Genomic DNA, 13,879 nt, shown 5'->3' with positions numbered 1-13,879 from the left:
GAAAAAAAGGAAAATAGGTTTAGAAAAAAATAAAAAAAGTATGCAGCAATTATATAAACTATTGGTTTTGTTTGTTTTGGGGTGTCAGACTTTATCAGGCCAAAAAATCATTCAACCAACAACTTTTTTTACATCAAATACCAGTCAGGCAAAAGCAGCCAATGGTTGTAATATTGTAGTAAATGCTGGACCGGACATAACCATCTGTGCAGGTATTCCTAAAAATTTGCAAGGTATGGCCTCAGGTGGTTATTCTTCACTTACATGGGAACCACCAGATGGATTAAGTAATACTAAGATTGTAAATCCATTAGCTAATCCTGCAACAACTACAACCTATACATTGACAGCCATGGGTACATCCGGTAATCTGATTACCAATGGAGGTTTTGAAACAGGAGTCATTAATCCTGCTACAACCAATTATACACAATACACCAACGTAAATGCCTTGATTGGTTCTACTGGTGGATACATGATTATGAGTGTACCACAAATAGCGCAGGCATTTGGATGTAATCCTGCTATTGGGAATTTTACCCTTGTAATCACCCCTACGGGGTCAGGTCAAAATATTTGGTGCCAGACCATTCCAACGAGTAAAAACACGGATTATAAAATTGAATTTAAGGTATTTGGTATTTTGTATATTTTTGGACCAGCACCATCCATAGGATTGTCTATCAACGGAACCTTAATTGGAAATGTAGACGCCATTAGCGGATTGTGTATTGAGTCCGATGGTAGTTTTATTTGGAATTCTGGAAATGCCACATCAGCTAATATTTGTCTCGCAAGTTATAGTGGATCAGGACCTGCAAGTATGTGCGCTATTGATGATATTACTGTTAAAGAATGTTGTGTTGAAAAGGATGAAGTTACTGTTACCGTTTATGATTTAATTGCTGATGTGGCAAAGCCAGATGATATTAATTGTAATAACCGGCCGCTTACCTTAGACGCATCAGCTTCAACGTCTGGACCTTTGATTAAATATGAATGGACTACTACGAATGGAAAAATTTTGAGCGGAGACAAAACAACCAATCCAGTTATTGATGCTCCAGGAACATATACCTTTAAAATTATTGGTGAATATGGTTGTGAAAAAACAGTTACGGTAGTTGTAAACGGAAGTGTAAAGCCACCAGATCTGCAATTAAAAAATACTGACCTTACATGTGTTTTAGACCGTGCCACTATTGAAGCGAAATCTAAATCTTCGAATCCAATGTTTGATTGGTCGGGTCCTAATAGTTATACATCTACTCGGTCCACAGATTTGAATATAAAAGAGCCGGGAGATTATATTGTAACCGTAACAGACGATTATGGATGTAAAACTACTGGTAAAGTTACCGTCAAAGATTTAAGAACGGATGTTGATATTCAGATCATTGGGGATACCATACGTTGTGGGGAAGATTCTGTATTTTTAGTTGGAAAATCTATCAGCCCGGCACCATTTTTTGTTTGGAAGAGTCCAGGAGGTAAAAAAACAAATGCAAATGTGATTTTCGCAAAAGATACAGGTTGGTATGTTTTAACTGTGCAAGATTCTTTAGGTTGTTCGACCATGGATTCCTTCTATTTAATTAATTTTAAAACGAATGTACCTATTGGTTTTATTAGTGATACACTTGATTGTGTAAATCCAATCGTAACTATTAAATTAATTACAGATACATCAGGAACTGCTTCTTGGCGTGGACCTAATGGTTTTGTGTCTACTCAAAAACAAGTGAGTGTGACGGATTCGGGTTGGTATTATGTCAACATCCAGACGTCAGGAGGATGTAATGGATTGGACTCAGTATATGTTCCAAGATCTGCTGAACTTCCTGATGCGTTTATTATGCCTACAGATACCATTACTTGTCTTAAATCTACCATTACACTGCAAGGTGGGTCAAACACAATGGGTTCGTCTATACAGTGGCAAGGCCCAGGTGGTGGCTTAGGAAATACAAACCAAATTATGGTGAGTGATTCCGGGGACTATACATTATTTGTTACCGGATCAAATGGTTGTCTTGCATCAGCACAAATACATGTTTATAAAGACATTGATACACCAAAATTAAATTTAGTACCTGATACGCTGAATTGTATTGTTAAATCCATAGCCTTAAATCCTACAGGTAATGCCAATTTGAATTATCAATGGTCTGGGCCCAATGCTTTTAATTCTACTTTGAGTAATCCTATTATTACAGAAGCTGGTGAATATATTGTTGTTGTGATTGGCAAAAATGGTTGTCCAAAATCTGGATTTATATTAATAGAGCAAGATACGTTACCACCCAACATTGATGTATTACCTGATACAATTAATTGCAATAAACCAAGTCTAACTCCCAAGAAAATAACAGATTTAGACATCATCAATTATTCTTGGACAGGACCAAATCAATTTAATTCCAATAGCGCCAATCCTGTTTTAAATCAAGGTGGTCAATACAGTGTTACTGTAAGAAATTCGAGTGGTTGTGAAAGTACTAAATCGTTTACTATTTTCGAAGATATACTTAAACCTACGGTTTCAATCAGCTCAGATACTATTAGTTGCAAACAAGCAGGCCAAATTAAAATTGAAGCCATTGATCCTCAAGCAAGTTTTACTTGGACTGGACCTAATGGTTTTAATTCTGTTCAACAAAAAAATCCAATTAGCACTCCCGGTTGGTACATCATACAAGTAACAGGAATTAATGGTTGTATCACTTTAGATTCGGTTTTTGTATTTCAAAAAGACATATTGCCTAATGTATTTACTAGCAATGATACCCTGACATGTTCAAGAACTTCACTTAATCTTAAAGGTGGTTCCTCAACTCAGAATGTAATTTTTGAATGGAAAGGACCCAATGGATTTATGTCTAATCAGATGAATCCAATTGTGTCAGATTCAGGATTGTATACGCTTAAAGTAATTGATCCAAATGGCTGTGAAGTAATAAGTCAATTAATGATCACTAAACTTGGAATAAAACCTACAATATCACTTGCCTTATTAGATTCATTAACTTGTAAAACCAACACAGCAACTTTGGAAGTGACTAACAATCAAAATTCAAAAATGATTCAATGGTCAGGCCCCAATAATTTTAATTCATCAAATTCAAAAATTATCATTCAAGAAAGCGGTACTTATTACATTAAAGTTACCAATGCATTTGGATGTGAATCTATAGATTCTATCACCGTTCAAGATTTTAGAAAACTTCCTGTAATTCAGATTAATGACGAAAAATTGGATTGCAGCAGAAGGAATGCATTTGTTAATTTAATAACCCAAGATTTGGGATTACAGTTCAATTGGTCAGGCCCGAATGGATTTTCAAGTAATTTGAAAAATCCCGCAATTTCAGATCCTGGAACGTATAGTGTAACAGTTACTAATAACTTGAATTGCGCGCTTGTTAAACAAATTATAGTAACGAAAGACACCATAGTACCTGATATATTTCTATCTGCTGATACCATTACCTGTACTCGAAAAAGTGTACCTATCAAAGCCTTTACTACCACACAAGGATTTAATCTCATTTGGAAAGGACCCAATGGATTTATGAGTGGTTCTCCTCAAATACCTGTTACTTCCAAAGGATATTATGTGTGCACGATTATTAATCCAAGAAACAAATGTTTTATCATCGATTCTGTTCTTGTTTTGGAAGACACGGCATTGATTAGAAATGCTGTAATTAATAACCAAGATGCAAGTTGTAATCAAGATAATGGATCCATTATTATAGGATCTATCGATGGTGGAGCAGCACCTTATCAATACTCCATTGACAAGGGCAGTACCTTTCAATCTGGAAGTCTATTTAATGGTTTGAAATCTGGTATTTATGATGTTAAAATTTTAGATCGAAACGGTTGCACTTTTGACCAACAAATAAAAATAGATGTTGGATCCGGAGTTGATGTAGAATTAGAATCTCAAATTGAAATTCAGGCGAATGACAACAAACAACTTAATTTAGTTATAAAAAATATTGCTCAGACTGATGTGGATAAAATATTATGGTCGCCATCCGATCAATTAAGTTGTAGTGATTGCCCTAATCCAATACTAACAGCAACACATGATGATGTCATCACGGTGATTGTTACCGATAAAAATGGATGTTCTTCCGAGACCTCCATCAGAATTATAGTCAAACGTGATTTTACAATTTATTTGCCTACTATTTTTTCACCGAATCACGATGAAACCAATGATTCATTTTATCCTACATCAAGTATTGGATCAGTTACCATTGATAGAATGACGATATTGGATCGATGGGGAAATGTGGTGTTTGATAGAAAAAATTTCCTGAGTGATCAGGCCGCACTTGGGTGGTTGGGAACCTATCAAAATAAGCCAGTCAATCCGGGAGTTTATGTGTACCTGATAGAAGTAAATATTTCAGGAACAGTGAAAAAAATCTATGGCGATATTACATTGATCAGATAATCTGTTGTTAAGAAATATATGAGATCATGAATTCTTTTGAGAAAGATGAACTAATACGCTATTCCATATCCCAAAGTACTGATGCTCCAGACTATCTAAAGGATTTAGAAAGAAAAACACATCTTCATACTTTATCACCACAAATGATTAGTGGTCCTTTGCAAGGTAGATTGTTGAGCTTGATTTCTAAAATGAAATCGCCAAAAAGGATCCTAGAAATAGGTACTTTCACAGGATATAGTGCGCTTTGCCTTGCTGAAGGATTAGCTTCAGATGGGATGTTGGATACCATAGAAATCGATAGCACGTACGATCATTTTATTGATGACATTCAACAAAACATTCCATTGAGTAAGCAAATTTTATTTTATAAAGGTAATGCCTTAGATATTATTCCAACATTGCCTTATCAATGGGACTTAGTGTTTATTGACGGTGCAAAGAAGGACTATTTGAATTACCTTAAAATTGTAGAGAAGGAAATGATTTCCGGAAGTATACTTATCTCAGATAATATATTGTGGTATGGAAAAGTATTAGGTTCAGTTAAAGACAGAGAAACACAAGTGTTACATGATTATAATACTTATTTAGCTTCAAGTCCTGATTGGATGAATTTAATACTACCTATTCGGGATGGAATTTCTATTTCAATAAAAAAATAATTCATGTGGATTTGGAAAAATAGAGCTGAAATAGACATTACTGAATGGGATAAATATTTACAACATTCTAGCTCTCAACAAATTGAATTATCATCCTGGTATTTAGATATAGTTGCTCAACATTGGGGTGCTTTTTATCATAATGCTTCTGGAGCAAGAATTCCTGTAGCCTATCACACAAAGTGGATATTCATTAAACAAGTTTACCGCCCAGCTTTTATCCAGCAAATGAATATAATTTCTCAAAACACTTTGGATGTAAAAGACAGATTAAAACTTATTCAGACAATAAAACAAAAATTTCCTTGTGGCCAATTCAATTCTGGATTGACCATTACGGATTCAAAAATTCGTAAGAATTATGTTTTGTCATTAATATCATATAACCAACAGGGAGTTCAATTATTTTCAGCGCATCATAGAAAGGAGATCGTATTAGCTTCTTCCAAAAATTTGAAAATTCAATTATCAAATCAAATAGAAGTATTTATAGATCATTATCAAACATTTAGTTTATCTAAATTAGGACATTCGGGAATTGAAAAACACCTTTTGGAACAATTGATTTTGTCCTCATTGAACAAAGAAAATGGAATTTTATTGATGGTTTTTGATGAATCCAATCAACCTCTTGCAGGTGCTTTTTTCCTAAGTTATAAAAGGAGATTGGTGTATTTAATGTCCTATACGAATCCAGAAGGCAAGAAAAAAAATGCCATGTATGGGTTATTGAAATATGTAATCGATCATTACAAAGATACTCATGATGTATTTGATTTCGAAGGTTCAGATATACCAGGAATTCAATTTTTTTTCGAAGGTTTTGGAGCAACATTACAAAACTATTCTGAGTGGATTTGGAGAGATCATTTCATGTGTAAGTTATATCATCGTTTTAGAAGAGGTTAGTATAACCAAAATGTACTTTTGTTGCAGAAAAATCAAATTTGGCTTTAGGAAATTTTCCAACACCCAATTGTAATAAAAATGCACCAGCTTTAGTTTGAACCTGGATTCCTGCACCTATGCCTGTATATGATGCCCAAGGTTGTAATTGATTTTGAATCATAAGATGGAGTAATCCCTCATCTAGAAAAACATTCAAGAAACTATTTTTATCCAACAAAAATCGATACTCTAAACTTCCAATGGCGTATCCTGCTGCCCTAAAAATTGCTTCATCGAATCCCCGAATCGATTTAAATCCTCCTATTAATAATAATTCATTATTGAGAATAGGTCCTTTGGTAACCAATTGATGTCCCTGAAAAGAACCTTTGATGACATGACGTTTTTTTGGATTTAAATAATAGGCCGATTTTACAATGATGTTGAGCTGTAGTGGGTTGGCATTGAGGCTATCGTATTGTGCAATAATAGGTCGCTCTGTAGAATTATATTTTAAATAGGAGTCATTGGTTTTAATTTTTTTTATTCCAAGGTCAAATTTAATAAGATTTTCAAATCCGTTTTTTGGTGATACCAGTTGATCCAAACTATTATTACTGAAATATATTCCTGAAGACGAATATCGATAATCCAATTCATTGGGTAGTGCATTATTGTTGATAATGAAAGTAGTGTCGAAGCGAATAAGATACGATTGATCCACAGCCCCTGTAAATCCTGCTTCGCTGTTGTTTTTTAAACTATATCTTATACTGGCAGTTGTTTTTAGATTGATATAATCTTCTTGAAATTTGACTAAATTAAATGCAGCTGATAATCCTAATGGTAAAAATGGAATGTAAGGAAAGTCTCCAATAATTTTTAATTCAGGTGAATTAATGGTTAGATTTTCATACTTCAATGACAATCGTTCTCCTGTTTTTAGTGAGTTCCATAAATCAATACTTGCTTCACCGGTCAATTTGTATTTTCTGGAACTGGAATTATTATCGGGAGCAACACCAAGTAGAAAGTCAAATTTGTTGGCAGGTTTTTTTTTAAGATAAAGCCACAACATAATGTCTTGTCCTGCAAAATAAATTCTTGGAGGATACATAGATTCGATGTATGGTAACTTATTGATTGTAGTTTCGAATGCATCAATACTTTTTTGATTAAATGCTTTACCCCGTTTCAAATGAGCTAAGCGCTCTAAATATTTCGTTGATACAATATAACCTTTACGTTGTTCGATCGTTCGAAAATTAAGTTTAGGGCCTTTTTGATAATGCATAATAGCAAATAAAGTATCACCTTTTGTTTTAGCTTTTATTGCTTTTATGATGCTAAATGGATAACCATGTTCTGCATCCTGTTTTACAATCAAAGCCATCCATTGATTGATCATATCAGGATAGTGAAGTGGATTTTTGTTTGAAAAATAATATTGGAAGCGAGATTTTAATTCTTCATTAGAGGTATCAAAATCAATAAATACTGCTTTAAAAACGGGACCTCGATATAAATGGTGCAAATAGTAACCCGCGAATTCTTCAGTCCGATCTAAGCTGGCCAAGATATGTCCTGATTTGCGTTCATTATAGATCCAAGCATCAATCTTGGATTTAAGTTTGGCACTATCCATTTCTCCCCACGTCATAACATATGAAGTGTCATCCACTACAATTGCTCTTGATATTTTATTCGGGATTTTTAATTCTTGTCCAATACAAAAATAGTTTGCAAAAAAATAAAAGAACATTATACTTTTGAGACTACGAATCATGAATGAAACCGGGCTATATATACACATTCCATATTGTAAACGCAAATGTACCTATTGTAATTTTCATTTCTCAACGCAATTTTCAAACAAGCAACAATTAATTGCAGCATTAATTCAGGAAATCCAAGAACGCGCCATTGATGCGGAAGGGAAAGATGTTAAAACCATTTATTTTGGAGGTGGAACTCCTTCTGTGTTAGGGGAAGAGGAAATGGCCCAAATTTTTGAAGTCATTCATAATTCCTATATAGTGTCTAATAATGCAGAAATAACTTTAGAAGCGAATCCAGATGATTTAACTAAAGATTACTTGCATATTTTGAAAAATCAAGGAATTAATCGTCTAAGTATAGGTATTCAATCGTTTGTGGATGAACATTTAGTTTGGATGAATCGGTCTCATGACGCCATGCAAAGTCATCAAGCTATTCAGGATGCCTTGTCAATCGGTTTTACTAATTTAAGTTGTGATTTAATTTACGGCATACCCATGTGCACAGATAATCAATGGATGGATAATCTCTCCTTGATCAACGCTTACCAAGTTCCTCATTTATCTGCCTATGCCCTTACGGTTGAAGATAAAACGCTATTATCACAAGACATTAAGAAAAATAATATATCACCTTTAAAAGATGACCATACCATCGGTCAGATGGATATGCTTTTGGATTGGGTTGTTCCTAATCAATTCGAGGCGTACGAGATTTCCAATTTTGCAAAAGCAGGTATGAGATCCAAACACAATAGTAGCTATTGGACTGGAAACCATTATCTTGGCTTTGGTCCATCTGCTCATTCATATGATGGTCAAAGACGCCAATGGAATATATCAAATAATACCTTATACATTCATGCTATTCAAAATAAATTGCCCTATAGTGAATTTGAAAACTTAAGCAAAAAAGAGAAATTCAATGAATACATCATGCTGCAATTACGGCGAATTGAAGGGTTGAACTTTACAATTATTCAAGAGGAATTTCCGGAATATGCTTCAAAATGTTTGGCTACATTAAATGGTATGGTAGAGGAGGAATTGTTAAATAATAGTGGGAATCGCTTTACCTTAACACGATCAGGAAAACATCTTTGTGATCATTTAAGTATGCGATTATTTGCGGAAGATTGAATTCTTATTTTTACTCAGCTAAGTATTCATGTAATATTTTAGTAAGCAAATGATATAGTAATGTCCAATTTGGGCAAATATTTTTTTCAGAGACCGTGGCAGTTGAGCACAATTTCTTAGATCGTAAGATTCCTTCTAATTCCCTACCTTGCATTGAATTTTGAAAAATTATGGCAAATAATTTTAAAATGGTCGCTAAGACCATGTTTGGTTTTGAATCGATACTTGCGAAAGAATTACAACAATTAGGGGCGACTCATATTGAGGAAGGTCTACGGATGGTGAGTTTCGAAGGGGATACAGGGTTTATGTATAAAGCGAATCTGGCACTTAGAACAGCCATCAAAATTTTAAAACCCATCTATTCCTTTACAGCCAGAAATGAAGATCAGTTATATAAAGGAATATATAAATTCGATTGGACCGAATTCATGCAAGTCGACCAAACATTAGCCATTGATGCGACGGTCCATTCGGAATACTTTAATCATTCCAAGTTTATTGCTCAAAAAACAAAAGACGCTATAGTCGATCAATTCAGAAATAAATTTGGTAAAAGACCAGATGTGGATATCACTTCTCCGGATCTAAGAATCAATGTCCATATCAATAATGATCATTGTACGGTTTCATTAGATACTTCAGGGTTGTCATTACATCAGCGGGGCTATAAAACCGCTACCAATATTGCACCGATCAATGAAGTACTCGCTGCTGGATTGTTGTTACTTTCCGGGTGGGAAGGTCAGTCGCATTTTTTGGATCCCATGTGTGGTAGTGGGACCATACTCATAGAAGCTGCTATGATTGCTTGTCGGATTCCTGCTAATTTGCATCGAAAAGAATTTACATTTCAAAGGTGGAATGACTGGGATCCAGAATTATTTGACTTAATTAAATCTTCATTATTATCTAAAGTGCGTGATTTCCATTACACCATTCAAGGATATGATGTAGATCCGACGGCCATTCAAAAAGCTACTGACAATATTCATAATGCAGGCCTTGAAGATTTTATTTCTGTCGAGCTCCAGGATTTTTTTACTTCTGTAAAGAAACATCCAGGGCCCTTGCACATTTTATTCAATCCACCTTATGGAGAACGAATTGATGTAGAAATGGAGACCTTTCACAAACAACTGGGAGATACCTTAAAGCAAAAATATCCCAATACACATGCTTGGATGATTACTGCTAATCTTGAAGCGCTCAAATTTGTAGGCTTGCGGCCATCCAGAAAAATTAAAGTATTTAATGGTGCGCTTGAAGGTAGATTGGTCAATTATGAAATGTATGAAGGCACAAAAAAAATAAAACCGATACAGGATAAACCTACAATAGAGTAATTAAATTTTTTCAGATCATTTCTAGCTTATAATAGGATGCCATCAGCGATTTATATAAAGGTGCTGAATCCAATGCAGTAGGATCGCCGATCAATATGATTTGATTTCGGGCTCGAGTTAAAGCTACATTTAATTTGCGATCTACACCTTGTGCATTCATCGAACTGATTTGATTCAATTGACGACTGCTGTGAATACAAGTGGAAATAATGATAATATCACGAGCTCCTCCTTGATAGCGTTCTACGGTATCTACAGTGATTGGAATATCATCATACCCATGATCGTGCAATAAATTATTGATCGTTGAAATTTGTGCGCGATAGGGTGTGATGACACCCAGAGTAGATTCGTCCCAATTTAAATTATTTTTCTCGTATAAATTTTTCAATGATGCAATCGTCTGGACAACAAGTAGTGCTTCATTGTAATGAGTTTTAATGGAAGATGATTTTTTATCAGGAGTAGAAGGAATATAGATCAATCGTTCCTGTGCAAAAATACTTTCATCTGTATGTTGATCAAACATTGGAAATTGACTGACTAAATTTATTTTTTGCCTACTATCATGATTTCCGGAAAGGATATTTAATTTTCCACCATAAAACATTTTGGCCGGGAATTGCATAATTTGTTCATGCATTCGTCCTTGTATTTGCAACATTTCGTAGGAATGATCCCATTGATTTGTTTGACATTGGTAAAACAATCTTTCAAATAAAGATTGATTCAAATGGTGAATTCCCAATTCATTCAATGGGACATTTTTTATCTCAGATAAAGTATCAGGAATGGCACTAACCGCAGGAAGTTGGAGATGATCTCCTATGAGTACAAAACGTTTAAAATATGAAAGCAAGCCAATTAAATTCGGCTCCAGTATTTGTGATGCTTCATCAATGATTACAGTATCAAAAGATTTCAATAATAAGAGTTCTTTTTTACCTTGAATGGACGCGATCGTTGCTGTTACTATTCTTGTTTGATTCAGATGTGTTTTAAGTTCTTTTCTGTTTTTAACATGTCTCAATTGTTCATCCAATAAATTTTTTTGATATTTTGGATTAACGCCATATTTTGATCCGATTCTAATGAATGATTTACTGGATGGTATATCTAATGCTTCCAGCACATCACATATTTCATCTACTGCTCTGTTCGTATAAGCCAGAAGTAAAATTTGTTCGTCTGTATATTTTAATAAATAGGTAATCAAATATTTGATTACGATACTTGTTTTACCAGATCCTGGTGGTCCCCACAATAGAAAATAATCTTCAGCACTTATTATTTTATGAATGATAGATCTGGTAGCTTGAGGAATGAATTGAGTATCCTGGTCATTTAATTCTAAAATTCCTGAAGGCTTCATGCCAAGCATTCTCATTCTATAGTTTTCATTAGCTCTTGCAAAATCAAACAAGTTTTCGTATTGATATTTAAAAGAACGATCCAATACATCATGTTCTAAGATCCAAAGTTGATCAACATTATACTGACTGATATCAAATTGTCTTCCTCGTAATCTGATGTGATATTCATCATTTGAAATTAAAATCAGGGTACATTTATATACCTGATGAGCGAGAACACTTATTTTGTTTTCTGTCTCCGGAAAAAAAACTAAAGTGTCACCATTTCTAAAATTGGTGATTTTCTTTTTGTTGTATTTGTTTTTTAAAATTATGAGTGGGGACTCTTCTTTGGAAGGATGAATCGAGGTGATTTGTAGATCTGTTATTATTGCAAATTGGTTTTCTTTTTCAGCATTATTCCATAACCAGAGCGAAGCCAATCCGGGTGTATTTAAATGGCCGACCAGTCCTGTTTTAGCAATCAATTGCTCTTGTGCAATAAACTTGGAGTAGTGTTTAATATAACTTTTCTCTACTTCCTTTAAAGCGTTAAATGAATTAAACCAAATATTAGCATCTCTTCGAGTAAATGCTTCAGATTCTGCAAATGACTGGATATTTACTTTATCTAATAGCGAATCCTTTTCGGGATCAGATAAGGCCAGATGGAGATGAATCATGTTTATGGCATTTCTGATATAGATAAGTTCTTTACGAATATTATGTAAATATGGAGCTGATCTTAATCCATTTTTTTCTAAAGCTGAATAGAGTATAAAACTCTGTTGGACGATATCATCTTCATACACAGAACGCAGTAACATATCGTACAAGGTAGCCTGAGCATGATGACTGGCACTAATACCATAGGTATTGGCTTGAAAAGGTTTACCACTTTTTAATTCAATGATGGTTCTTTTTTCATGAGGAGAGACATGTAGTACATCTAATCTTCCCTGAATGCCATAAATAGTAGAATAAAAGCTAGGCTCTAATAGACATTGGTTTAAATGTTTTATTTTTTGGTCAAAATGATCGTGAACCATTTCTTTAAGGTGTATAAAATGTTTTTTAGTTTCTGTAAAAAAATCATTCATATCTGTTTGATTCAACAGGCTGAATGCAAATGGATTTTTATAGAAAACGCGGGTTATTAATTCATCGTATTGGACTTCTTCATTTACAATTAATTCATCTAAAAAATCATTCACTGCAGTTCCTAACAATATTGATTTTCCGGCAGGTGAAAAGCTGAATAAATTAATAAAGTGTTTTATGGGTTGTGATTGCTTAAGTTGATAACAGGATGCAATAGATGTAACATCTATTAAATAGTCTGGAAAAATTACCAAGTCTTCTGCTTTCCAACCATCTTCTTTTTTTTCGATTTGATGAAAACAAACATAAAATGGAAATTTAATAATCAGAGCGGCTTTTGATAATTGACTTTGTTGGGTTAAGGACAGTGAATTGAATTTTAATACATGAATGCTGGCGTCCTTTTCATCCAGAATAAAATGCACGAATTCATCAATTTCTATAATGCTTGCTTTAATCGTTTTATAAAATGTAGTATCTGATTTTTTATGTAGATTTTTAGACGGCAAAATCCACGTTTGTAATTGGAATGGAATACTTTCTTTATGTTTTAAAGCTGTTAATTGAATTAAAATAGAAAGTCCGGTAAGAAAATTTTCATTGAATAAAGATGCAGAATCAAATTCGCCGAACGATTCTATATTTTTTTTAAAATCAAGGATTTGATCATATAAATCTTCACTGATATTGTGCTGATAATAAAGCTGTTGAAGTCGTTGTTTGAAATTAGCAAATAAAGAATCATTTTGATCTGTCCAGCTCATGACCATTTCTTCCAATGAAGCAAAAAGTTCAACGGTTTTGGTATAAAGGTTTCCTGTATGATCAATTAACTCATTGATTCGATCGAATGTAGTGCTTGGGGTGTTCAAAGTGTAAATATTTTAGGTGTCCCAAGATAGGATAAAATTCCCATATTTTATTTCGTAAAAATGATTTGGATTTTTTTTAAAAACTTAATGAATCCAAGTTAATGCATTTTAATTTTACAATCGTTAGTTTATTTATAACATTCAATATATTACATATTATTAAAATATTATATATTTGCATTGATTTTTGTTTGAGTTTTAATGGTACCGAATAAAATATTGAAATTTGAATAATTTAGTTATAAAATATTAAATTATTGTTAATAAGC

7 protein-coding genes are annotated in these 13,879 nt (G+C 33.6%); 5 read left to right on the top strand and 2 right to left on the bottom strand.

Annotated elements, in window-relative coordinates:
* Nucleotides 1-40 precede the first annotated feature (40 nt).
* The 3 genes from IPK88_04540 to IPK88_04530 are packed head-to-tail and all read left to right on the top strand — an operon-like array spanning nucleotide 41 to nucleotide 6,042.
* Nucleotides 41-4,468, top strand: coding sequence for a gliding motility-associated C-terminal domain-containing protein (locus IPK88_04540; GenBank protein ID MBK8242672.1), 4,428 nt, complete (start codon nucleotides 41-43; stop codon nucleotides 4,466-4,468).
* Between the two features lie 26 nt (nucleotides 4,469-4,494).
* Nucleotides 4,495-5,133: an O-methyltransferase gene (locus tag IPK88_04535; GenBank protein ID MBK8242671.1), complete on the top strand. Its 639-nt coding sequence runs from the start codon at nucleotides 4,495-4,497 to the stop codon at nucleotides 5,131-5,133.
* Between the two features lie 3 nt (nucleotides 5,134-5,136).
* Nucleotides 5,137-6,042: a hypothetical protein gene (locus IPK88_04530; protein ID MBK8242670.1), complete on the top strand. Its 906-nt coding sequence runs from the start codon at nucleotides 5,137-5,139 to the stop codon at nucleotides 6,040-6,042.
* Here the strand turns inward: IPK88_04530 and IPK88_04525 are convergent.
* On the bottom strand, nucleotides 6,029-7,783 hold the full coding sequence (locus IPK88_04525; GenBank protein ID MBK8242669.1) for a BamA/TamA family outer membrane protein: 1,755 nt from the start codon (nucleotides 7,781-7,783) through the stop codon (nucleotides 6,029-6,031). The two genes, IPK88_04530 and IPK88_04525, sit on opposite strands and share 14 nt — an antisense overlap.
* Nucleotides 7,784-7,790: 7 nt before the next feature.
* On the opposite strand from IPK88_04525, the gene hemW reads away from it, so the two are divergent.
* Both hemW and IPK88_04515 read left to right on the top strand, forming a co-directional pair.
* Nucleotides 7,791-8,939: a radical SAM family heme chaperone HemW gene (gene hemW / locus IPK88_04520; protein MBK8242668.1), complete on the top strand. Its 1,149-nt coding sequence runs from the start codon at nucleotides 7,791-7,793 to the stop codon at nucleotides 8,937-8,939.
* A gap of 170 nt (nucleotides 8,940-9,109) precedes the next feature.
* The gene (locus IPK88_04515) at nucleotides 9,110-10,285 is read left to right on the top strand and encodes a class I SAM-dependent RNA methyltransferase (protein MBK8242667.1); all 1,176 of its coding nucleotides are present in this window, start codon (nucleotides 9,110-9,112) and stop codon (nucleotides 10,283-10,285) included.
* A gap of 10 nt (nucleotides 10,286-10,295) precedes the next feature.
* Here the strand turns inward: IPK88_04515 and IPK88_04510 are convergent, their stop codons facing one another.
* A complete protein-coding gene (locus IPK88_04510) occupies nucleotides 10,296-13,610 on the bottom strand; it encodes an AAA family ATPase (GenBank protein ID MBK8242666.1) in 3,315 nt (1,104 codons plus the stop codon).
* Between the last annotated feature and the right edge of the window lie 269 nt (nucleotides 13,611-13,879).

It is taken from the genome of Candidatus Defluviibacterium haderslevense (assembly GCA_016712225.1).
GTDB classification, from domain to species: Bacteria; Bacteroidota; Bacteroidia; order Chitinophagales; family Saprospiraceae; genus Vicinibacter; species Vicinibacter haderslevensis.
The sequence above is the reverse complement of the archived record's forward strand: the minus strand, read 5'-3'. Positions and strand labels throughout refer to the sequence as shown.

Excerpts from the sequence above, each read along its gene's own strand:
- IPK88_04515 (MBK8242667.1), top strand. The coding sequence starts at position 9,110 with ATGGCAAATAATTTTAAAATGGTCGCTAAGACCATGTTTGGTTTTGAA.
- IPK88_04525 (MBK8242669.1), bottom strand. The coding sequence starts at position 7,783 with ATGTTCTTTTATTTTTTTGCAAACTATTTTTGTATTGGACAAGAATTA.
- IPK88_04540 (MBK8242672.1), top strand. The coding sequence starts at position 41 with ATGCAGCAATTATATAAACTATTGGTTTTGTTTGTTTTGGGGTGTCAG.
- IPK88_04535 (MBK8242671.1), top strand. The coding sequence starts at position 4,495 with ATGAATTCTTTTGAGAAAGATGAACTAATACGCTATTCCATATCCCAA.
- IPK88_04530 (MBK8242670.1), top strand. The coding sequence starts at position 5,137 with ATGTGGATTTGGAAAAATAGAGCTGAAATAGACATTACTGAATGGGAT.